The organism is Rhizobium sp. AN6A (genome assembly GCF_900215635.1).
In the GTDB taxonomy this organism is placed as follows: Bacteria; Pseudomonadota; Alphaproteobacteria; order Rhizobiales; family Rhizobiaceae; genus Agrobacterium; species Agrobacterium tumefaciens.
In genome coordinates, this window is record NZ_OCNC01000003.1 from 722306 (window position 1) to 745195 (window position 22890).

At 59.1% G+C, this 22890-nt stretch carries 19 protein-coding genes; 13 read left to right on the forward strand and 6 right to left on the reverse strand.

What is annotated here, in order from left to right; all coding sequences use genetic code 11:
• The first annotated feature begins 106 nt into the window (after window positions 1-106).
• The 9 genes from CRO62_RS07235 to CRO62_RS07275 all read left to right on the forward strand — a co-directional run bounded on the left by CRO62_RS07235 (window position 107) and on the right by CRO62_RS07275 (window position 13601).
• Window positions 107-2569: a glycogen/starch/alpha-glucan phosphorylase gene (locus CRO62_RS07235; protein WP_004431815.1), complete on the forward strand. Its 2463-nt coding sequence runs from the start codon at window positions 107-109 to the stop codon at window positions 2567-2569.
• Window positions 2569-4776, forward strand: a complete 2208-nt coding sequence (glgB, locus tag CRO62_RS07240; protein ID WP_097099718.1) for a 1,4-alpha-glucan branching protein GlgB — start codon at window positions 2569-2571, stop codon at window positions 4774-4776. Before CRO62_RS07235 ends, glgB begins: the two co-directional genes overlap by 1 nt.
• 21 nt (window positions 4777-4797) lie before the next feature.
• Entirely contained in the window at window positions 4798-6060 is a 1263-nt protein-coding gene (glgC, locus tag CRO62_RS07245; RefSeq protein ID WP_004431809.1) for a glucose-1-phosphate adenylyltransferase, read from the forward strand.
• A gap of 5 nt (window positions 6061-6065) precedes the next feature.
• Window positions 6066-7508 carry a glycogen synthase GlgA gene (glgA, locus tag CRO62_RS07250; RefSeq protein ID WP_004431807.1) on the forward strand — a complete coding sequence of 481 codons (1443 nt, stop codon included), beginning with the start codon at window positions 6066-6068 and terminating at the stop codon, window positions 7506-7508.
• 4 nt (window positions 7509-7512) lie between these two features.
• Complete coding sequence (locus CRO62_RS07255; RefSeq protein WP_004431805.1) at window positions 7513-9141, forward strand: alpha-D-glucose phosphate-specific phosphoglucomutase; 1629 nt, start codon at window positions 7513-7515, stop codon at window positions 9139-9141.
• Between the two features lie 133 nt (window positions 9142-9274).
• Window positions 9275-11230, forward strand: a complete 1956-nt coding sequence (gene glgX, locus CRO62_RS07260; RefSeq protein ID WP_097099719.1) for a glycogen debranching protein GlgX — start codon at window positions 9275-9277, stop codon at window positions 11228-11230.
• A gap of 54 nt (window positions 11231-11284) precedes the next feature.
• Window positions 11285-11773 (forward strand): MaoC family dehydratase, encoded by a 489-nt coding sequence (locus CRO62_RS07265; RefSeq protein ID WP_097099720.1) that lies wholly within the window; start codon window positions 11285-11287, stop codon window positions 11771-11773.
• Between the two features lie 36 nt (window positions 11774-11809).
• Window positions 11810-12532, forward strand: a complete 723-nt coding sequence (locus CRO62_RS07270) for a transporter substrate-binding domain-containing protein (RefSeq protein ID WP_097100417.1) — start codon at window positions 11810-11812, stop codon at window positions 12530-12532.
• Between the two features lie 28 nt (window positions 12533-12560).
• On the forward strand, window positions 12561-13601 hold the full coding sequence (locus CRO62_RS07275; protein ID WP_097099721.1) for a DUF2332 domain-containing protein: 1041 nt from the start codon (window positions 12561-12563) through the stop codon (window positions 13599-13601).
• Here CRO62_RS07275 and CRO62_RS07280 read toward each other — a convergent pair.
• From CRO62_RS07280 to CRO62_RS07300, 5 genes are read right to left on the reverse strand one after another with little or no spacing between them, the layout of a single operon-like run.
• Window positions 13598-14152, reverse strand: coding sequence for a sarcosine oxidase subunit gamma (locus CRO62_RS07280; protein WP_097099722.1), 555 nt, complete (start codon window positions 14150-14152; stop codon window positions 13598-13600). The genes CRO62_RS07275 and CRO62_RS07280 overlap by 4 nt on opposite strands.
• Window positions 14145-17105 carry a sarcosine oxidase subunit alpha gene (locus CRO62_RS07285; protein ID WP_097099723.1) on the reverse strand — a complete coding sequence of 987 codons (2961 nt, stop codon included), beginning with the start codon at window positions 17103-17105 and terminating at the stop codon, window positions 14145-14147. The genes CRO62_RS07280 and CRO62_RS07285 overlap by 8 nt, the downstream gene beginning before the upstream one ends.
• The gene (locus CRO62_RS07290) at window positions 17102-17416 is read right to left on the reverse strand and encodes a sarcosine oxidase subunit delta (RefSeq protein ID WP_004431787.1); all 315 of its coding nucleotides are present in this window, start codon (window positions 17414-17416) and stop codon (window positions 17102-17104) included. Before CRO62_RS07290 ends, CRO62_RS07285 begins: the two co-directional genes overlap by 4 nt.
• A 13-nt stretch (window positions 17417-17429) precedes the next feature.
• Window positions 17430-17840, reverse strand: coding sequence for a hypothetical protein (locus CRO62_RS07295; RefSeq protein ID WP_179784473.1), 411 nt, complete (start codon window positions 17838-17840; stop codon window positions 17430-17432).
• Window positions 17840-19093, reverse strand: a complete 1254-nt coding sequence (locus tag CRO62_RS07300; RefSeq protein WP_097099724.1) for a sarcosine oxidase subunit beta family protein — start codon at window positions 19091-19093, stop codon at window positions 17840-17842. Before CRO62_RS07300 ends, CRO62_RS07295 begins: the two co-directional genes overlap by 1 nt.
• A 315-nt stretch (window positions 19094-19408) precedes the next feature.
• On the opposite strand from CRO62_RS07300, the gene rpsU reads away from it, so the two are divergent.
• Both rpsU and CRO62_RS07315 read left to right on the forward strand, forming a co-directional pair.
• The gene (gene rpsU, locus CRO62_RS07310; RefSeq protein WP_003498359.1) at window positions 19409-19636 is read left to right on the forward strand and encodes a 30S ribosomal protein S21; all 228 of its coding nucleotides are present in this window, start codon (window positions 19409-19411) and stop codon (window positions 19634-19636) included.
• Window positions 19637-19757: 121 nt separating this feature from the next.
• On the forward strand, window positions 19758-20654 hold the full coding sequence (locus CRO62_RS07315) for a tetratricopeptide repeat protein (protein ID WP_004431770.1): 897 nt from the start codon (window positions 19758-19760) through the stop codon (window positions 20652-20654).
• A 73-nt stretch (window positions 20655-20727) separates the two neighbouring features.
• On the opposite strand, the gene CRO62_RS07320 is transcribed toward CRO62_RS07315, so the two are convergent.
• The gene (locus tag CRO62_RS07320; protein ID WP_004431768.1) at window positions 20728-20994 is read right to left on the reverse strand and encodes a DUF6074 family protein; all 267 of its coding nucleotides are present in this window, start codon (window positions 20992-20994) and stop codon (window positions 20728-20730) included.
• Window positions 20995-21332: 338 nt separating this feature from the next.
• On the opposite strand from CRO62_RS07320, the gene CRO62_RS07325 reads away from it, so the two are divergent.
• Both CRO62_RS07325 and CRO62_RS07330 read left to right on the forward strand, forming a co-directional pair.
• Window positions 21333-21611 (forward strand): exopolysaccharide production repressor protein, encoded by a 279-nt coding sequence (locus CRO62_RS07325; protein ID WP_097099725.1) that lies wholly within the window; start codon window positions 21333-21335, stop codon window positions 21609-21611.
• Between the two features lie 110 nt (window positions 21612-21721).
• Window positions 21722-22711 (forward strand): glycosyltransferase family 2 protein, encoded by a 990-nt coding sequence (locus tag CRO62_RS07330; RefSeq protein ID WP_097099726.1) that lies wholly within the window; start codon window positions 21722-21724, stop codon window positions 22709-22711.
• Window positions 22712-22890: the final 179 nt, after the last annotated feature.

Sequence of the window (22890 nt, forward strand, 5' to 3'; positions counted from 1 at the left end):
AATGCTGTTGCCACGCCTCCATATCGATGCATAAACTGGCATCAGTAAAGGCAAACCGGATCGACCTCATCAGACCCTCTCCTCCCACCAAGGTGCTGACCGACCAATGATCAATAATCTAAACGCCGCCGATCTTCCCCGTCCCGCCCCGCGCAGTTCCAACCCGGAAATCATGGCAGCGGAAATCATCGAGCGCCTCACCTACCGTATCGGCAAGGACGTAAAAGTTGCCAAGCCGCATGACTGGCTGACCGCGACCATTCTCGTCGTCCGTGACCGCATCATCGACAAGTGGATGGCCTCCACCCGCAAGGCCTATGCCAACAATTCCAAGCGCGTTTATTACCTGTCGCTCGAGTTTCTGATCGGCCGCCTGATGCGCGATGCGATCTCCAATATCGGACTGATGCACGAAATCAGGGACGCGCTTTCTTCGCTCGGCGTCGATCTCGATGTCATTGCCGGGCTGGAACCGGATGCGGCACTTGGCAATGGCGGTCTTGGCCGTCTCGCTGCCTGTTTCATGGAATCGATGGCAACCGTCGATATTCCCGCCTATGGCTACGGCATCCGTTATGTGCACGGCCTTTTCCGCCAGCAGATGGCGGACGGATGGCAGGTGGAATTGCCGGAGACGTGGCTGGCGCACGGCAATCCCTGGGAATTCGAACGCCGCGAAAGCTCGTATGAAATCGGCTTTGGCGGATCGGTGGAAACCATCGGTGGATATGAGGAGCCGCAGCGCTTCGTCTGGAAACCGGCCGAACGCGTCATTGCCATGGCTTACGACACGCCTGTCGTCGGCTGGCGCGGCACCCGCGTCAACACCTTGCGCCTGTGGTCGGCGCAGCCTATCGACCCCATTCTGCTTGCCGCCTTCAATGCCGGCGACCACATTGGCGCGCTGCGGGAGAGCAACAAGGCCGAAAGCCTGACGCGCGTTCTCTACCCCGCCGATGCGACCCCGGCCGGCCAGGAACTGCGTCTGCGGCAGGAGTTCTTCTTCTCCTCCGCCTCCCTGCAGGACATTCTGCGCCGTCACCTGCAGCAATATCCCGACTTTACCTCGCTGCCCGACAAGGTTTCGATCCAGCTCAACGACACGCATCCGGCCATTTCCATCTGCGAAATGATGCGCCTGCTCTGCGATGTCCACGGTCTTGAATTCGACGAAGCCTGGAAGATCACGCAGGGCACCTTCTCCTACACCAACCACACGCTTCTGCCCGAAGCGCTAGAAAGCTGGCCCGTCCCGCTGCTCGAGCGGCTTTTGCCGAGGCACATGCAGATCGTCTATGCGATCAATGCCAATACGCTGGTCTACGCCCGCAAGGAAAAGAAGATGCCGGATCAGCAGATCCGCTCCATCTCGCTGATCGACGAAAACGGCGAGCGCCGCGTGCGCATGGGCAATCTCGCCTTCATCGGCTCGCATTCCATCAACGGCGTCTCGGCACTTCATACCGAACTGATGAAGGAAACGGTCTTTGCAGACCTCCACAGCCTTTATCCTGAGCGCATCAACAACAAGACCAACGGCATCACCCCACGCCGCTGGCTGATGCAGTGCAACCCCGGCCTGACTGGATTGATCCGGGAAGCGATCGGCGACGATTTCCTCGACGATGCGGAAAAGCTGACGGCGCTCGACCGCTTCGCCGACGATGCCGGTTTCCGCGAAAAATTTGCCGAAGTGAAGCGTCTGAACAAGGTGCGGCTTGCCAATACGGTGGCGCAACGCATGGGCATCCGTGTCGATCCCTCGGCCATGTTCGACATCCAGATCAAGCGCATCCACGAATATAAGCGCCAGCTTCTGAACCTTATCGAAACGGTGGCGCTTTACGACCAGATCCGTTCTCACCCGGAACTGGATTGGGTACCGCGCGTTAAGTTCTTCGCAGGCAAGGCAGCGCCGAGTTATCACAACGCGAAGCTGATCATAAAACTTGCCAACGATATTGCCCGGGTCATCAACAATGACCCGGCCGTGCGCGGGCTTCTGAAAGTGGTGTTTATTCCGAACTACAACGTCTCGCTTGCGGAAATCATGGTTCCGGCCGCAGATCTGTCCGAACAGATCTCGACGGCTGGCATGGAAGCCTCGGGCACCGGCAACATGAAATTCGCGCTGAACGGCGCGCTCACCATCGGCACGCTGGATGGTGCGAACGTCGAAATGCTCGAACATGTCGGCGAGGACAACATCGTCATCTTCGGCATGACGGCGGAAGAGGTGTCGAAAGCGCGCGCCGAGGGCCACAACCCCCGCGCGATTATTGAACAGTCGGTGGAACTGTCGCAGGCGCTGTCATCCATCGCCTCCGGCGTCTTCTCACCCGACGACCGCTCCCGCTTTGCCGGGCTGATCGACGGCATTTACAACAGCGACTGGTTCATGGTCGCGGCCGACTTCGACGCCTACGCCGAAGCGCAGCGCAAGGTGGATGCGATCTGGAGCGATCCGGAAAGCTGGTATGCGAAAACAGTCCGTAACACGGCGCGTATGGGCTGGTTCTCGTCCGACAGGACGATCCGGCAATACGCCGCCGATATCTGGAGAGCCTGATGAAAAAACCGCTCAATTCGGCCGAAGAGAAAAAGACTGGCGAAATCACGAAGGCTGAAATCGAGGCGATCAAGAGCGGTTTGCATTCCAACCCCTTTGCACTTCTCGGCGTTCACGAAACGCCGGGAGGTTTTTCTGCGCGGTGCTTCATTCCGGGGGCTGAAGAAGTGTCTGTCCTCACACTGGACGGATCTTTCGTCGGCGAACTGAAGCAACTCGATCCGGAGGGTTTTTTCGAAGGCCCGGTCGATCTCACCTCGCGTCAGCCGGTGCGTTATCGCGCCTGTCGTGACGATGCGGAATGGGCAGTGACCGACCCCTACAGCTTTGGTCCGGTTCTTGGACCGATGGACGATTATTTCGTCCGCGAGGGATCGCATCTGCGGCTGTTCGACAAAATGGGCGCTCATCCGCTCAAGCTTGAAGGCGTCGAAGGTTTCCACTTCGCCGTCTGGGCTCCCAATGCGCGGCGCGTCTCCGTCGTCGGCGATTTCAACAATTGGGATGGCCGACGGCATGTGATGCGCTTCCGCAAGGATACCGGCATCTGGGAAATTTTCGCACCTGACGTCTATGCCGGCTGCGCCTATAAATTCGAGATCCTCGGCGCAAACGGCGAGCTTCTGCCGCTGAAGGCCGACCCCTATGCGCGGCGTGGTGAACTGCGGCCGAAGAACGCCTCCGTCACCGCACCGGAACTGGCGCAGAAATGGGAAGACCAGGCCCACCGGGAACATTGGGCGCAAGTGGACCAGCGCCGGCAGCCGATCAGCATTTACGAGGTGCACGCCGGTTCCTGGAGGCGTCGCGAGGACGGCACCTTCCTCAGCTGGGACGAAATGGCCACCCAGCTCATTCCCTATTGCACGGATATGGGCTTCACCCATATCGAGTTTCTGCCGATCACCGAACATCCCTACGATCCGTCCTGGGGTTACCAGACGACCGGGCTTTACGCCCCGACCGCCCGTTTCGGCGATCCGGAAGGTTTCGCCCGCTTCGTCAACGGCGCCCACAAGGTCGGCATCGGCGTGATCCTCGACTGGGTTCCCGCGCATTTTCCAACCGATGAGCACGGCCTGGGCCTGTTTGACGGGACAGCGCTTTACGAACATGCCGACCCGCGTCAGGGTTTTCACCCCGACTGGAACACAGCCATCTACAATTTCGGCCGCATCGAGGTATTGTCCTACCTCGTCAACAACGCGCTTTATTGGGCCGAAAAATTCCATCTCGACGGATTGCGCGTCGATGCCGTCGCCTCGATGCTCTATCTCGATTATTCCCGCAAGGAAGGCGAGTGGATCCCCAACGAATATGGCGGGCGCGAGAACCTGGAATCCGTCCGCTTCCTGCAGAAGATGAACTCGCTCGTCTATGGCACCCATCCGGGCGTCATGACCATTGCTGAAGAATCCACCTCCTGGCCGAAAGTGTCGCAGCCGGTTCACGAGGGCGGCCTCGGTTTCGGCTTCAAATGGAACATGGGTTTCATGCACGACACGCTGAGCTATTTCTCGCGTGAGCCGGTGCACCGCAAGTTCCACCATCAGGAACTGACCTTCGGGCTGCTTTATGCCTTCACCGAAAATTTCGTGCTGCCGCTTTCCCATGACGAAGTAGTGCACGGCAAGGGATCGTTGATCGCCAAGATGTCCGGCGACGACTGGCAGAAATTTGCCAATCTCCGGTCCTATTACGGCTTCATGTGGGGTTATCCCGGCAAGAAGCTGCTGTTCATGGGGCAGGAGTTCGCCCAGTGGAGCGAATGGAGCGAAAAGGGATCGCTCGACTGGAACCTTCGCCAATATCCGATGCATGAGGGCATGCGCCGCCTCGTGCGCGATCTCAACCTCACCTACCGTTCGAAAGCCGCTCTGCACGCCCGTGACTGCGAACCCGAAGGTTTCCAGTGGCTGGTGGTCGATGATCAAGAAAACTCGGTCTTCGCCTGGCTGCGCTCGGCGCCCGGCGAAAAACCAGTGGCGGTTATCTGCAATCTGACCCCGGTCTACCGGGAAAACTATTATGTGCCGCTTCCTGTTGCGGGGCGGTGGCGGGAGATTCTCAACACCGATGCCGAAATTTATGGCGGCAGCGGCAAGGGAAATGGCGGACGCGTTCAGGCGGTCAATGCCGGTGGGGAAATCGGGGCGATGCTCGTCCTGCCGCCCTTGGCAACGATCATGCTCGAACCGGAAAACTGACAGACAGAACGGGAGGACACCATGTCGGAAAAAAGAGTTCAGCCCCTGGCGCGTGATGCAATGGCCTATGTTCTCGCGGGCGGTAGGGGAAGCCGTTTGAAGGAATTGACGGACCGCCGGGCAAAACCAGCGGTTTATTTTGGCGGTAAGGCCCGCATCATCGATTTTGCACTTTCGAACGCGCTGAATTCCGGCATTCGCCGCATCGGCGTCGCCACGCAATACAAGGCTCACTCCCTCATCCGCCACCTGCAACGCGGCTGGGACTTCTTCCGTCCCGAGCGTAACGAAAGCTTCGACATTCTGCCGGCCTCGCAGCGCGTGTCCGAAACGCAATGGTACGAAGGCACCGCCGACGCCGTTTACCAGAACATCGACATTATCGAGCCCTATGCGCCCGAATATATGGTCATTCTGGCCGGCGACCATATTTACAAGATGGACTACGAATACATGCTGCAACAGCATGTCGATTCCGGCGCGGATGTAACGATCGGTTGCCTTGAAGTGCCACGCAAGGAAGCGTCGGGCTTCGGCGTGATGCATGTGAACGAAAAAGACGAGATCATCGACTTCATCGAAAAGCCGGCCGATCCGCCCGGCATTCCCGGCAATGAGAATTTCGCGCTTGCCTCGATGGGGATCTACGTCTTCCATACGAAATTCCTGATGGAAGCGCTGCGTCGCGATGCCGCCGACCCAACCTCCAGCCGCGACTTCGGCAAGGACATCATTCCCTATATTGTCCAGCACGGCAAAGCCGTCGCCCACCGTTTCGCGGACTCCTGCGTGCGTTCGGATTTCGAGCACGGACCATACTGGCGCGATGTCGGAACCATCGATGCCTATTGGCAGGCCAATATCGACCTGACGGATGTGGTGCCTGACCTCGATATCTATGACAAGTCCTGGCCGATCTGGACCTATGCGGAAATCACTCCGCCGGCGAAATTCGTGCATGACGATGAGGACCGCCGCGGTTCTGCCGTGTCGTCGGTTGTGTCAGGCGATTGCATCATTTCCGGCGCCGCCCTCAACCGTAGCCTTCTGTTCACAGGCGTGCGCGCCAATTCATACTCCCGCCTTGAGAATGCCGTAGTACTGCCGAGTGTAAAGATCGGGCGCCACGCCCAGCTCAGCAACGTCGTCATCGACCATGGAGTGGTCATTCCGGAAGGACTGATTGTAGGAGAAGACCCCGAACTGGATGCCAAACGTTTCCGGCGCACGGAAAACGGCATTTGCCTTATCACCCAATCGATGATCGACAAGCTGGACCTGTAGAGCCCATGAATGTCCTTTCGGTTTCATCCGAAATTTATCCCCTGATCAAGACCGGAGGGCTCGCCGACGTTACCGGCGCCCTCCCCATCGCGCTCGAAGCCTATGGCGTGAGAACGCGCACATTGATACCCGGATATCCGGCGGTGAAAGCCGCCGTGACGGACCCCGTCAAATGTTTTGAGTTCACCGATCTGCTTGGCGAAAAGGCCGATCTGCTCGAAGTCCAACATGAGGGGCTAGACCTTCTGATCCTTGACGCGCCCGCCTATTACGAGCGTTCCGGCGGCCCCTATCTCGGCCAGACCGGCAAGGATTATCCTGATAACTGGAAGCGCTTTGCGGCGCTTTCGCTGGCAGCGGCACGAATCGGCGCCGGTGTGCTTCCCGGCTGGCGGCCGGATATGGTGCACGCCCATGACTGGCAGGCAGCGATGACCCCGGTCTATATGCGTTATGCCGAAACGCCGGAGATTCCGAGCCTTCTCACCATCCACAACATTGCTTTTCAGGGTCAGTTCGGGGCCAACATCTTCAGCAAGCTCGAATTGCCCGCCCACGCCTTCGGCATGGAAGGCATCGAATATTATAACGATGTCAGCTTCCTCAAGGGCGGCTTGCAGACGGCAACCGCGCTCAGCACGGTCAGCCCATCCTATGCGGAAGAAATCCTGACCGCGGAATTCGGCATGGGGCTGCAAGGGGTGATCGGCAGCCGCGCCCATGTGCTGCACGGTATCGTCAACGGCATTGACGCCGATGTCTGGAACCCGGCCACCGACCATCTGATCCACGACAACTATTCCGCCACCAATCTCAAGAACCGCGCGCTGAACAAGAAGGCCGTCGCAGAACATTTCCGCATCGACCAGGATGACAGCCCGCTTTTCTGCGTCATATCCCGCCTCACCTGGCAGAAGGGCATCGATCTGATGGCGGAAGCCGTGGACGAGATCGTTTCCCTCGGCGGCCGTCTGGTTGTGCTGGGCGCCGGCGATGTGGCATTGGAAGGCGCGCTACTGGCGGCGGCATCCCGCCACCATGGCCGCGTCGGTGTCGCCATCGGTTATAATGAGCCGCTATCGCATCTGATGCAGGCGGGTTGCGATGCGATCATCATCCCCTCACGCTTCGAGCCCTGCGGCCTCACCCAGCTTTACGCGCTGCGTTATGGCTGCGTTCCCGTGGTTGCCCGAACCGGCGGCCTTGCCGATACGGTGATCGACGCCAACCATGCCGCCATCGCCAATAAATCGGCGACCGGTGTACAATTCTCACCCGTCACGCTCGACGGTCTGAAACAGGCGATCCGCCGGACCGTGCGTTATTATCACGACCCGAAACTTTGGACACAAATGCAGAAACTCGGCATGAAATCCGATGTTTCCTGGGAAAAAAGCGCTGCGCTCTACGCCGCGCTTTACAGCCAGCTTATTTCGAGAGGCCATTGAAACAATGATCAAGACCGTTCAGACGACACCCTTTCAGGATCAGAAGCCGGGCACATCCGGCCTGCGCAAGAAGGTGCCCGTCTTCGCCCAGGAAAATTATGCCGAAAACTTCATCCAGTCGATCTTCGACTCGCTTGAGGGCTTTCAGGGCCAGACGCTGGTGATCGGCGGCGATGGCCGTTATTACAACCGCGAAGTCATCCAGAAGGCGATCAAGATGGCGGCCGCCGCCGGTTTCGGCAAGGTGCTGGTCGGTCAGGGCGGCATTCTCTCCACCCCCGCCGCCTCCAATATCATCCGCAAATACAAAGCCTTCGGCGGCATCGTGCTTTCCGCCAGCCATAATCCTGGTGGCCCGACCGAAGATTTCGGCATCAAATACAATATCGGCAATGGCGGCCCAGCGCCGGAGAAGATCACCGACGCGATCTATGCCCGCTCGAAGGTCATCGACAGCTACAAGATTTCCGACGCTGCCGACGTCGATCTCGACAAGGTGGGCAGCTTCAAGGTGGATGAACTGACGGTCGACGTCATCGATCCGGTCGCCGATTATGCCGCTTTGATGGAAGAACTGTTCGATTTTGCCGCCATTCGCGCCCTGATTGCCGGCGGCTTCAAGGTTGTCGTCGATTCCATGAGTGCCGTCACCGGCCCCTATGCCGTGGAAATCATCGAAAAGCGTCTCGGCGCGCCGAAGGGCTCCGTCCGCAACGCAACGCCTCTGCCCGATTTCGGCGGCCACCATCCCGACCCCAACCTGGTGCACGCCAAGGAGCTTTATGACGATGTCATGAGCCCGGAAGGTCCCGATTTCGGCGCGGCGTCGGATGGCGACGGCGACCGCAACATGGTGGTCGGCAAGGGCATGTTTGTCACCCCGTCCGACAGCCTGGCGATCATCGCCGCCAATGCGCGGCTCGCGCCCGGTTATGCCGCCGGCATTTCCGGCATCGCCCGTTCCATGCCGACAAGTGCCGCAGCCGACCGCGTCGCCGAAAAGCTTGGGCTTGGCATGTACGAGACGCCAACCGGCTGGAAATTTTTCGGCAACCTCATGGATGCCGGCAAGGTTACAATCTGCGGTGAGGAAAGCTTCGGCACCGGCTCCAACCACGTGCGCGAAAAGGATGGCCTGTGGGCCGTGCTCTACTGGCTGAACATTGTCGCCGCCCGCAAGGAAAGCGTGAAGGACATCGTTACCAAGCACTGGGCCGAATATGGGCGCAACTATTATTCCCGCCACGATTATGAGGAAGTGGATTCGGACGCAGCAAACACTCTGGTGGCCATCCTGCGCGAAAAACTCGCAACACTTCCCGGCACCAGCTATGGCAATCTTAAGGTCGCAGCTGCTGATGATTTCGCCTATCTCGACCCGGTCGACCAGTCCGTCAGCAAGAACCAGGGTATCCGCATCCTGTTCGAAGGTGGTTCGCGCATCGTGCTGCGCCTTTCCGGCACGGGCACTGCGGGCGCAACGCTCAGACTTTACGTCGAGCGCTATGAGCCGGATGCGGCCCGTCACGGCATCGAAACGCAGGCGGCGCTTGCCGACCTTATTTCCGTTGCCGATACGATCGCCGGCATCAAGGCCCATACCGGCCGCAACGAACCGACCGTCATCACGTAAGGTTTTGCATTGCACGCACCGTTTCCGGCAACGGGCATAGCGAAAAACTTGGCAGGCGGCCATGAGGCCGCCTGAGGTTACTGACTAACCTCCCCGCCAGACTCGATATCATCATCTTCCGGAGAGAGAGACCATGCAGAAACCAGCCGTTTTCCCCAAAGGCGTAACCCAGACGGAAAACGGAACGGAATTTGCGGTCTATTCCCGGCACGCCTCACAAATCGACCTTTGCCTTTTTGATGCGACGGGCGAAAAAGAGACGGCGCGTTTGCCAATGAGGCGCGATGAGAATGACATTCACCGGCTGACAGTTGCCGAGACCGGCCCCGGTGCGCGATATGGCTACCGCGCCGACGGCATTTATGCCCCCGAACATGGCTTGTGGTTCGACCCCGCAAAACTGCTGCTCGACCCCTATGCCACGGAGATAGACCGGCCATTCCGGCATGATGCCGCGCTTTTGGCCTATGGCGAAGACACGGGCGCGATCATGCCAAAGGCGATCCTGTCGCAATATGAGCAGGTCAGGCGCCAGCCGCCACGCTTTGCCGAAGGCGGGCTGATTTACGAACTCGCGGTTAAATCCTTCACCAAATTGCATCCTGCCGTGCCGGAAGAGCTGAGAGGCACGGTGGCAGCGCTGGCTCATCCTGCCATTATCGCGCATTTGAAAAAAATCGGTGTCGATGCGGTGGAGCTGATGCCGATCACCGCCTGGATCGACGAGCGCCACCTGCCGCCGCTTGGCCTTTCGAATGCATGGGGATACAATCCCGTCGGCTTCATGGCGCTCGATCCGCGCCTCTGCCCCGGCGGAGTGCGGGAGCTGCGCGACACGGTTGCAGCCCTGCACGCGCAAGGCATTGGCGTCATTCTCGATCTGGTCTTCAACCATACGGGTGAAAGCGACAGCGAAGGCTCCATCCTGTCTTTGCGCGGACTGGACAATCTCACCGCTTTCCGTCACCCGGAAGGAAAGCCGGGCGTGCTGGTCAATGACACCGGCACCGGCAACACGGTGGCCTGCGATCATCCCTATGTGCGCCAGCTCATTATCGATTCCCTGAGGCATTTCGTTCTCAATGCCGGTATCGATGGCTTCCGTTTCGATCTCGCGCCCATATTGGGACGAACGGCTAGTGGCTTCGACATGGCCAGCGAAACGCTTGCCGCCATGCACTCTGACCCGGTACTATACGACCGCGTGCTGATCGCCGAACCATGGGATATCGGCCCCGGCGGCTATCAGCTCGGCAATTTTCCGGAGAGCTTTCTGGAATGGAACGACCGCGCCCGCGACGACATGCGCCGGTTCTGGCGCGGCGATGCGGGAACGACCGGGGCGCTGGCCAATGCGCTTTCCGGCTCTTCGCCGATCTTTTCCCGCCATGGACGTTCGAAAAGCCGCAGCGTCAATTTCCTTGCCGCCCATGACGGTTTCACCCTGTTCGATCTCGTCAGCCACGAACACAAGCACAATGAGAAAAACGGCGAGAACAATCGCGACGGGCATAATGAAAATCATTCCTGGAACAATGGTTTGGAGGGATTGACGGACGATCCTGCCGTCGTGGCCGCCCGCCACGCGGATGTGAAAGCGCTGCTTTCCACGCTCTTCGTCAGTCGCGGCACGTTGATGCTGACCGCCGGCGATGAGGGTGGCCGCAGCCAGTATGGCAATAACAATGCCTATTGCCAGGACAACGAGATAACGTGGGTCGACTGGTCGTCGCTCTCCCAGGAGCTGACTGACCACACGGCATTTCTTGCCGCACTTCGCAAACGCTTCGGCGTGTTTTCGCAAACCGAGTTTTTCTCCGGCAACGGCGATGTGGCATGGCTTGCCCCCGGCGGAGAACCGATGACGGTCGCGGAATGGGAAAGGCCGGACATGCCGGCTTTCGCCATGGTGCTTGCCACGCCGGACCACGAGACCGAAAACGACGCGGAGCTTGCCGTGCTCATCAACCGCAGCCGTGAGATCGTGCCTTTCACCCTGCCGGGCGACGACTGGCAAGCGATCGGCACGGATTTCGGCAATCCGGCCTTCCTGCCTGCCCGCTCGGTGGTGTTTTATCTGCGCGGTTGATCGCTTGGCCCCGGCACCTTTATAAGTTCCGAAAGGCAATCGAGAAGAGGTAACATGGCAAAGGAAATAGCGCTGGCGGAAATGAAAAATTTCGTCGGCACGGAGCTGGGCGTTTCCGACTGGATCACCGTCGACCAGACAATGATCAACGCCTTCGCAAAAGCAACGCTGGACGAACAGTTCATCCACACCGACCCGGAACGCGCCAAGGCGGAAAGCCCCTTTGGCGGCACTATCGCGCATGGGTTCCTGACGCTCTCGCTGCTTTCAGCTCTGAATTACGATGCCCTGCCCCGCATTCGCGAAACGACCATGGGCATCAACTACGGCTTTGACGCCGTCCGCTTCGTCACGCCGGTCAAAAGCGGAGCACGGGTGCGTGGCCGTTTCACTTTGGCCGAGGCGCGGTTTCGCGGCGCCGCCATGCTGGTGACGACCTATGATGTGACGGTGGAAATAGAAAACGAGAAAAAACCGGCGCTCACTGCCCGCTGGACCACTATCACCCAGTTCAACCCCGAGGACAGGCCACAAGACGCCTGATGGCGAAGTAAATCCCAATTTGAGATCGGAGTGTCTGTGAGATTCGCATATTTGATAGAACCTCCGTTCAACTACAGGAACGAATGCGGCGATGTGACCGGGTGCGATGTGGAGTTGGCGCGAGTCATTCTAGCCATGATCGGTATTCAGGACATTGAATTCATCGAAGCCGAATTCTCGCAATTGTTGCCTGGGCTGAACGAAAACCTTTGGGATATGACTACTGGCCTCTTCGATACCCCTGAACGCAGAAAGATCGTGACGTTCAGCCATCCCATCTGGGCGTTGCCTGATGGCCTCTTGGTGAGGAAGGGCAAGCTCAGAAATCTCTACGGATACGCGTCGGCAGCAAAAAATCCGGAATTTACGCTGGTCGCGATCCGTGATCAGATCCAACATCGCGCAATTATGGAAGCGGGCGTGCCCAATGACCGCATTCTCATTTGCGAGACCTACGACGAGGCCGCTCAGGCCGTATTGGATGGCCGTGCCGACGCCTATGCCAGCGTGGCCATGGCCCATCTCGGTTTTATGCAGCAAAATCCAGAGCTCGATTTGGAAGTTGTCTCCGTTTTACCGAAAGAGAGACCAGCAGCCTCAGGCGCATTTGCTTTCCGCCAATCCGACCGGGAACTCCAGAGCGCGGTCGATGCGGCGCTCCTTTGTTATATCGGATCAGACGAGCACCGTGTGCTGATGCGCAATTTTGGTTTTGATGATCAAGCCCTCGTCAACGGCGAGGCCAGTCTGGCAAAGTAACGCCAGACTGCGCAAAGGAGACGGCCCAATGCATGATGAAGCCGTAAGAGACGCGTTTCTCGCACAGGCAAGAGCCTGCGACAGCCTCGGTTCGCCCTTTACCGCACGGCTTTGCCGCGCAGTGGCGGCGCGGCTGGATCGCCAGACGGATGTTGGCGAGAGGATTTTATCCTGGTCCGGCGATGTCGGCCCGTCCGGCGATTCCGTCCCACTGCGGCTTGCCGGTGCCCTGCATGCGCTTGTCATCGAGGACAAGATCGCTCCTCTTGTCGATATAGCACCCGAAGACGAGGATGCGCTCTGGCAGGCTTGCGCAAGTGCTTTGCGCTTCCATTCGGGCTTTATCCTCGAAAGGCTGAAATCGCCGCCGCAGACCAACGAAGTCCGCCGTTCCGCTGTGCTGCTGCCGGGTTTTCTCTCCATTGCGGAGCTTTTCGGCAAGCCGCTGGTCCTTTCAGAGGTCGGCGCCAGCGCCGGGTTGAACCTGCAGTTTGACCGTTACCAGTATCGTCTCGGCGATCTCGCCTGGGGCAGGCAATCAGAAGTGTCCATGTCGCCGGAATGGCGCGGAGACACCCCGCCCGACAAGCGGATAGAGATCATCCAGCGCGCCGGCTGCGATCTTAACCCACTCGATCCGTTGTCTGCCGAGGACCGGTTGCGGCTGATGTCATATGTCTGGGCCGATCAGACCGACAGGCTGGAGCGCACGGCGGCCGCCCTGCGTATTGCGGTGGAGAACGGCTTGCACGTTGAAAAGGCCGACGCAATCGATTGGCTGCAACACCGCCTTGCCGCGCAACATCCGGGCGCTGCCCATGTCGTCTACCATTCCGTCGCCTGGCAATATCTGCCCGATGCGCTGAAAGAGGCCGGCGAAACGCTGATCGCGGAGGCTGGAAGCCGTGCCACCCCTGAGGCTCCGCTTGCCCGCCTGCAGATGGAGGCAGATACGACGCCTGGAAGCGCCGCAATCACCCTGCAAATCTGGCCGACCGGTAAGAAACAGGAAATCGGCCGCGCCGATTTCCATGGGCGATGGGTGGAATGGCAGGGGTGGAAAAGCTAGACCGCCACGTCCTGCGCCGCTTCCTGCAACAGACCGCCGACATATTCGGCGAAGGAGCGCCAGCACTCTACCCGGAACGTATCGTCAGCCACGCGCAGCAGCACCACTTCCGCCTTGCCGAAAACCGTTCGCGAGCAGGCGCCGATCGGGAACTGTGCGATAGACAGATCCTGCGGGCAACCGGCATTAAGGACTGCCTCCGCGCCGGGGCCGGAGACGATGACAGCCGTGTTGCGGTGGGAAACGTCGGTCGCCGAAAACAGGCCGGAAACGGTGGCGAGCGCCGCCATCAGGTCGCTTTCGCCCTGATCGATCACCAGCCATTCGTCCGGACCAAGCCAGAGAGCGGAGCGCAGACCCGATGTGACAGAGCTTTTCGGGCTGTTGGGCAACAACAGGCCGAGCGCATCCGAGAGGGCCGGCAGTGCGCTTTCCCTTGCGCGCAGCGACAGCCGCGACGCCGAGGCGGCGGGCTTCAGCGAGACGAAGGGCGAACCACCGTGGAAATCCTCGAGTACGGATTTGCGTTTTGCGTGAAGTCTGTCAGCCATTGAGACGGGCTCCTTCCTTGTCGAGGAAGACCATGTCGGTCACTTCGACGGCAATTGTTTTATCGGCAAGCGGGATGTAAAGCGTTTCGCCCATGCGCGCCCTGCCATCCGCCACCAGCGCAAAGGCGATGGAGTGGCCGAGATTTTCCGACCAGTAGGCGGAAGTGACATGGCCGAGCATGGTCATGGGTTTCGGTTGGTTTGGATCAGCAACGATCTGGCCACCCTCTTCGGGAACGGTCAGCCGGTCCTTCGTCCTGAGGCCCACAAGCTGCTTTCGACCGGAGCGCATGAGATCCGGGCGTTTCAGACCGCGAATACCGACGAAATCCGTCTTCTTCTTGGAAACGGCCCAGGCAAGCCCCGCATCGTCAGGCGTCACGGTGCCGTCGGTATCCTGTCCGACGATGATGTAACCCTTTTCGGCACGCAGGATGTGCATGGTCTCGGTGCCATAAAGGCAGCCGCCCACCGCTTCGGCCCGTTCGCGGATCGCGGTCCAGACGGCAGCGCCGTAATCGGCCGGAACGTTGATTTCGAAACCAAGCTCACCCGTGAATGATACACGGAAGAGACGCGTGGGCACGCCGCAGAAGGTGCCTTCCGCGACCGCCATATGCGGGAAGGCTTCGGGCGAAATATCGATACCCTCGACGAAAGGCGCGATCACCTCGCGCGCTTTCGGTCCCTGCACCGCAATCACCGCCCATTGTTCGGTCGCCGATGTCAGCCAGACATTCAGCTCGGGGAATTCGGTCTGGAGATAATCCTCCATGTGCTGGAGAACGCGCGGTGCGCCGCCCGTGGTCGTCGTCACATGGAAACGGTCCTCGGAAAGACGACCGACGACACCGTCATCGTAAACGAAACCGTCCTCGCGGGTCATGATGCCATAGCGGCAACGGCCGGGTTTCAGTGTGTCCCAGGCATTGGTGTAGATGAGGTTCAGGAACTTCGCCGCATCCGGGCCGACCACCTCGATCTTGCCGAGTGTGGAGGCATCGAATACGCCGACGCTTGTCCGCACCGTCTTGCATTCGCGGTTGAGCGCCTCGTGCATATCCTCGCCGCCGCGCGGGAAGAACCATGCGCGCTTCCAGTTGCCGACATCCTCGAAAAGGGCGCCTGCCGCAGCCTCCGCGTCATGCATCGGCGTCTTGCGGGTAGGGTCGAACAGCGCACCGCGCGAATGGTTGATGAGCGTGCCGAAGGTGACCGGCGTATAGGGTTGGCGGAAAGTGGTGAGACCGACCTTCGGCAGATCCCGCCCAAGCGCTTCCGAAGCAATGGCAAGGCCATGCATGTTGGACATCTTGCCCTGATCGGACGCCATGCCATTGGTGGTGAAGCGCTTGATATGCTCGACCGAATGCATGCCTTCACGCACGGCTAGGCGAATATCCTTGGCGCAGACATCGTGCTGGAAATCGATGAAGGCCTTGACGCCGGTGCCTTCGCCTGCCCCTTCCGCAACGCCGATCATGCCGCCGGTCCAGGCGCGCGCATTCTCGCCGGAGAATTCCGCTGCGCCGCCACCTGCGGCAGCAGCCTCGGCGATCAATGCGGCGAGATCGTCCGTGCCGTTGCAGGCGCCGACTGACACACAATTCTGCACATGGATGTCAGGCAGGAACCGCTGGTTTGCCGCGTCAAATTTCAGCTTGCCGCGCGATTGCGAGAAGAGATGCACCGAAGGCGTCCAGCCCGCCGAAACGACGAGCGCGTCGATGGCGATCTTGCGCTTGTTAGAGCCGCCATTGCGGCCAACGCTCATGGAAGAAACGCGCAGCCGCCCTGACGTATCGTAAACACTGTGGCCCGCCAGCACCTCGATGCCCAGCGCCCGCGCCTCGTCTAGCAGCCGCCGATCGGGGTTCTCGCGGCAATCCACGATAGCGGCGATCTTCACACCCGCTTTCTTGAGATCGAATGCCGTCTCATAGGCAGAATCATGGGCAGTGTAGACACCGACATTATTGCCGACGGTCACGCCGTACTGGTTGAGATAGATGCGCGCAGCAGAAGCCAGCACGATGCCGGGACGATCATTATTGGCAAAGACCATGTGCCGCTCGATCGCGCCCGCCGCCAGAACGACCTTCTTGGCACGGACCTGCCACAGTCTTTCACGCGGCTGGTGTTTGGCCGGCGTGGCGAGGTGATCGGTCACACGCTCGGCCAGCGCCACGAAATTGTGGTTGTAATAACCGAACGCTGTCGTGCGGGTCAGAACACGCACATTGGGCAGCGATTTCAGTTCAGTGAGAACTTTTTGCGCCCAGTCATATCCGGACAGGCCGTCGATGACCGCACCGGTATCAAAACGCAACGCGCCGCCAACTTCGGCATTCTCATCAACCAGAACGACGCTGGCGCCAGTTTTTGCAGCGGCGAGCGCCGCTGTCAGCCCGGCCACACCGCCACCGGCCACCAGCACGTCGCAATGGGCATAACGGCCGGAATAATGATCCGCATCCGGCTCGGTCGGCGCCTTGCCGAGACCGGCTGCGCGGCGAATGATCGGTTCATAAATCTTGTGCCACGCGGCCTTCGGCCACATGAAGGTCTTGTAGTAGAAACCAGCCGCAAACATCGGCGACAGGAAATCGTTGATCGCACTGATATCGAAGGACAGCGACGGAAAGCGGTTCTGCGAGGCGATGATGGCGCCGTCGAACACATCCTGCACCGTGGCGCGCACATTGGGCTGTTTGCGCAGGCTGTCACGCGATACGTCGATCAGCGCATTCGGCTCCTCCGGGCCGGCGGAAAGGAAACCGCGCGGCCGGTGATATTTGAACGAACGGCCAATCAGATGCACGCCATTCGCCAGAAGTGCGGATGCAACCGTGTCGCCTTCCAGCGCCTGATAGATCTTGCCGTCGAAGGTGAAGCGTGCCGTTCTGGCAGGTGTCAGGCGACCGGCGCCCTTGATACGATAATCGCCGCTCATTGCGCAGCTCCCTTTTGGGCGGAAAGAACCGCGTCGGCATCCGGTTTCGGCTCGCCTGCCTTGTAGGTCATCAGGAATTTGTCGCTGACGGAATCGCGGGCGGCGTTGAAAAAGCGGCCGCAACCGTGAATGTGGCGCCAGCGCTCGAAAACGAGACCTTTGTCATTGTCGCGAATGAAGAAATATTCGGCAAAGGCCTCGTCCGAAATATCGGCAATGTTTTCCGGCCGGGCGATATGGGCTTCGCCCGCCCAGCGAAATTCGAGTTCGGAACGGTCTTCCCGGCAATAAGGGCAATGGATCAGAAGCATCGTGGCTCCACCTTCAAAGAGAACTTTCCGGAAGGACGCTTCCGGCGGGTTGGTCACACAGCCGCTTTCCCATCGCAACGAAGGGGGAAAGCCGCTTCAAGAGCTGCTCGAAATTATCGAATGGTTTCAGCGCCGAGGCCCGACCCATATTGATGATGGCAACCGCCATCATGTCGGTGTCGATCGCGAAGGGCTCGTCCTGCGCACCATTTTCCTTCTCGCCGACGAAATAGACCAGCTTGTCCGCGAGACTCGGCGCGCAGAGCAAAAGGCCTTTTTCAGCCACGAAAGGCCAGTCGCGTTCACCCTGCATTCTCTGAATTTTCTGGCTACGAAAATCCCCCATCTCGGGGATGAGATTGCCCGCCGGCACGACCGCCGCCGCAACACCCATGTTTGCCGAAAGCATAACCGCCGCCAGCATCAGTGCGCCACGGCGGCGGCAGCGGCCTCGTCGATGAGGCGTCCGGTGCGGAAACGATCGAGCGTCAGCCCCGCCGCCAGACGGTGCGGTTCGCCGCGCGCGATGAGATGCGCAAACAGATTGGCCGAGCCCGGTGTCGCCTTGAAACCGCCTGTGCCCCAGCCGCAATTGACAAAGAGATTTGGTACAGGCGTCACGCTCTGAATGGCGGAGCGATCGGGTGTGTTGTCGGTGATGCCGCCCCATTGGCGCATCATCTTGACGCGGCGGAAAATCGGGAACAGCTCGCAGATGGCGTCAAGCGTATGCGTGATGATCTGCAGGCCACCGGTCTGGGAGTAGGAATTATACTGGTCGGTGCCAGCACCGATGACCAGCTCGCCCTTGTCCGACTGGGAAATATAGGCATGCACCGTATTGGACATGACGACACAGGGGAAGATCGGCTTCAGCGGCTCTGATACGAGCGCCTGCAACGGGTTGGAATGCAGAGGCACACGCACATCCGCCATTTTCATCAGAACGGAGGAGTGGCCGGCGGCGGAAACGCCGATTTTCTTTGCGCCAATGAAACCGCGATTGGTCTCGACGCCCGTGACCGCGCCATCAGGTCCACGGCGAATGGCCGTGACTTCGCAATTCTGGATGATGTGCACGCCGCGATCGGAAGCCGCACGCGCATATCCCCAGGCCACCGCATCGTGACGCGCCGTGCCGCCGCGCCGCTGGAGGGCAGCACCGTTGATCGGATAACGCGCATTGCCGGAAATCTCGAGCGGCGAGCAATAGGCCTTGGCCTGTTCCGGCGTCAGCCATTCATTGTCGATGCCATAGAGACGGTTGGCATTGATATGGCGCTTGAAGGACTGCTGGTCGTGAATATTGTGCGACAGCATCATGACGCCGCGCGCCGAATACATGACGTTGTAATTGAGATCCTGGCTCAGGCCTTCCCACAATTTCAGGGAATGCTCATAAATATCCATGCTCTCTTCATAGAGATAATTGGAGCGGATGATGGTGGTGTTGCGGCCGGTATTGCCGCCGCCGAGCCAGCCCTTTTCCAGCACCGCTATATTGGTAATGCCGTGTTCCTTGGCAAGATAATAGGCGGCCCCAAGACCGTGGCCGCCGCCACCGATGATGATGACGTCATATTCCTTGCGCGGCTCGGGCGACGCCCATTGCGCATCCCACCCCTTATGACCCCGCAACGCCTCGCGCGCCACGGCAAAAACGGAATATTTGCGCATTCGCAGTCTGCTCCTCAAGAACCGGCCAGAAGCCGAAAGCATAGCTCCGGCACATATTATACACATGGCAAATCGGCATCCGAGGCAATATCCATTTTGCGACGCCGCAATGCTTTTGTTTCGACATTGCAGGCAGAATGCCGGGATAGCTGGATTTTGGCTGTTGAATATGCGGTACCGTATGGACTTGCTGCAAATGTTCTGATATTGCACGTCACCAATCGCTAGGCTCGACGGCCGAACGAACGATTTTATTTGCGTGCGAATGCCTTTATTCTCACAGCAAGACAACCAAACAAAAGGAACGGGTTTCACGTGCAGGTACTAGTCCGCGACAATAACGTTGATCAGGCGCTTCGCGCTCTCAAGAAAAAGATGCAGCGCGAAGGCATTTTCCGTGAAATGAAAATGCGCGATTATTACGAAAAGCCTTCCCAGAAGCGCGCCCGCGAAAAGGCTGAAGCTGTTCGTCGCGTTCGCAAGCTGGCACGCAAGCGCGCACAGCGCGAAGGTCTGGTTGCAGCTCCGCGCGCAGGCCGTTAATAGGCCGTCTTTTGGACGTTTTTGAATGCTTGTTGGGCGGGGGCGATCAATTCGCCGCCGCTCTTTGTGTTTGTGGCCGGAGAATGATCTTGAGACCGGCCTGCGAGGGAACCCCCACCGAATGACCGCTGTTGATGCCTGTGTTGTGAAAAACTCCGATGCCTCCACGCGCCGGGTGCTCCTGAAAAACAACAAGAGATTCCGTGTTTCCCTTGTCGTCTGTACCGTCCTTGCCGGTCTTTCCGGCTGCGCTACGTCAAACCAGACTGACGATGTCTTCAGGATCGACCGTGCCCAGGGCTCGCAGGAAAACATTGCCTCGCTCACCTCTGTCATCAACGCCAATCCGCAGGATCCGGAAGGCTATAACGTCCGTGGCTCGGCTTACGGCCGCGCCGGCGATTCGCGCCGCGCCATCGAGGATTTCAACAAGGCGCTGCAACTGAACCCGCGCTTTTATCAGGCCTATGCCAACCGCGCGCTCGTGTATCGCAATTCCGGCCAGCAGCAGCAGGCCTTGCAGGATTACAACGCCGCTTTACAGATCAATGCGAGCTATGACGTAGCCCTGATCGGCCGTGGCAATCTTTACCGCCAGTCCGGCCGCGTCAACGAAGCTTTCAACGACTTCTCCCGCGCCATCGAACTCGAAACCACCGATGGCCGCGCATGGCACAATCGTGGCCTGATCTACCAGCTGCGCAACCAGCATGCCCAGGCCATCGAAGACTTCTCCAAGGCCATCTCGCTGTCCTCAACCTCGCCGGAACCCTATAACGGCCGCGGCCTTTCCTATGTCGCGCTGAACGACGACGAAAACGCTTTCGCCGATTTCAACCACGCCATTTCGCTTGATGGCAACGTCGCAGAATCATGGGCCAACCAGGCACTGGTCTATGAACGCCGCGGCGAGATGGCGAAAGCCGCGAAGTCCTATTCGCATGCGGCACGGCTTGATCCGAAATATAAGCCCGCGCTCGACGGCATTGCCCGCACGCGCGGTGCCGGCGCATCCTGATCAAAAACAGATACGAACAAAAAAGCCGGCGGTGCGACACCTGCCGGCTTTTTTATGGGAAACGTTTAAAGCCTCAATGGCTGTCGCGGCGCGCCTCGGGCGTGGCATCCCCCGCCCACAACTCCGCCTGCACCGCATTTTGAAACTCCATGACCTCGCGCCGCATGGCGGCGTCCTCATAGCCGAGGCCCGTCAGATAGGCGGCCAGTTCACGGCACTCCCTGCGCCAGAAATCATTCGCCTCCACACCATGCAGCCGGTCGAGCATGGTTGCGCACCGTTTTACATTGGCAATACGGTTCTTTGCCGGAAAGGCGATTACTTCCGAATTCGTCGTCACGCGGGCACCTTGCTCTTCGAGGAATCAATACCGACTTTTTAAAGGCTGGATGGTTAACGAAGTCTGCTACGTGGGAGAGAAGGCCGCTAACGCCTTGCAGAGGCGGGTTCTGCAGCCTGTCAGACGCAAGAATCTGCGGTGCCGGAGGACAACGATTCGGGCAAATCGCCGATTACCAAGGAATTTACCAATCAAGATTACCGAAATTTCATGCCGTGGGAGATAGAAGAAGTATATGTGTGTTGAAACAACACCGGTCTCATCGTATATTCTTGCAAAGAAAAAAAATGCCGCAGCGCAGCCAAAAACGGAGAAATCGTTCTCGGGAGGAGAGCACCATGTATGCACCTCGTGTATTTTTCAGCATGATTGGTGCATTGCTTGCCTTTGCGGTCGCTACATATTTCATCCATGGGTCGTTCTATACGGCATTCATCCAGACCCTCATCTGCGCCGTCATTCTGCAAACCGGTTATTTTATTGCACTTCTGGTTCTGGTCGCCAGGGAAAAACGCCGGATGCGCGAAACCTTCGCGCTTGATCGCAGCACAGAGATTATGACGCCGGACACGGTAAGCAGCGCCCCGCCACATGGCGCGAAACTGACCGATATGTGACCTCTCGCGCACATTCTTTTATTGCGCCGCAAAAAAATCACTTGCATCCACACCCCTGACACTTTCTGCTGACCAAATCCTGACGGTTCGTCACAGCAGAAGGACAACACATGGTGAGCGGTTCACAGCCCATTTGCGTCATCATCGCTGCGAAAAATGCATCTGATACGATAGATATCGCCATCCGCTCCGCCCTTGTTGAGCCGGAGGTCGCCGAGGTCATGGTGATTGACGATGGCTCCACCGATACGACCAGCGACGTCGCGCATGCGGCGGATGACGGTACCGGCCGTTTGCGGGTCGTGCGATTCGACGTCAATCGCGGCCCTTCGGCCGCCCGCAACCATGCGATCGCGATTTCATCCGCACCGCTCATCAGCATTCTCGATGCGGACGACTTTTTTTTCAGAGGCCGTTTTGCCGCCATGCTGGAAGACGACGACTGGGATCTGGTGGCCGACAATATCGCCTTCATCCAGCAATCGGTTCCGGGCGCGTCGTCCATGCAGCCGGCCCGGTTCGAACCGCACGCCCGGTTTCTATCGCTGACGGAGTTCGTGGAAGGCAATATTTCCAGACCCGGCGTGGAACGCGGGGAAACCGGCTTTCTGAAACCGGTGATCCGCCGCGCCTTTCTGGACAAACATGCGTTGCGTTACGACGAGCGCCTGCGTCTCGGCGAAGACTACGAACTTTATACCCGCGCGCTTGCCGCCGGTGCCCGTTACAAGGTCATCCGTCATTGCGGTTACGGCGCGATTGTCCGCGGCAATTCGTTAAGCGGCCGTCACAGCACGGAAGATCTTCGCCGTTTATACGAGGCGGACAAGGACATTCTCACCAGTTGCAAGCTTTCGGCCAGTGAGACGGCGATCCTGCTCGAGCACGAAAAACACATCCGCGCGAAATTCGAGCTTCGTCATTTTCTCGATGCGAAAAAGCAAAAAGGGATGGGCGGCGCGTTGAGCCACGCTCTTGCGCGCCTGCCTGCCCTGCCGGCCATCACGCGCGGCATCTGGACCGACAAGACCGCCCGTTTCCGCAAACCGGCGCCGGTTCGGGATATTCGTTATCTGCTGGACGGCACGCCGGTTTCCTGAGGGAGAACGTCCAGTCGCGAGGATGATGGCAAGTTCGATATTCTCTCATTCGTCATGCCGGACTAGATCCGGCATCAAGTCATGGCGCGTCTGCGCCATGAAGAGAGTCTTTTGCGATCAAGGACTTGATCGGGCTGGACCCCGGACCCAGGCCGGGGTGACGGTGTCCGGAGTTGCTG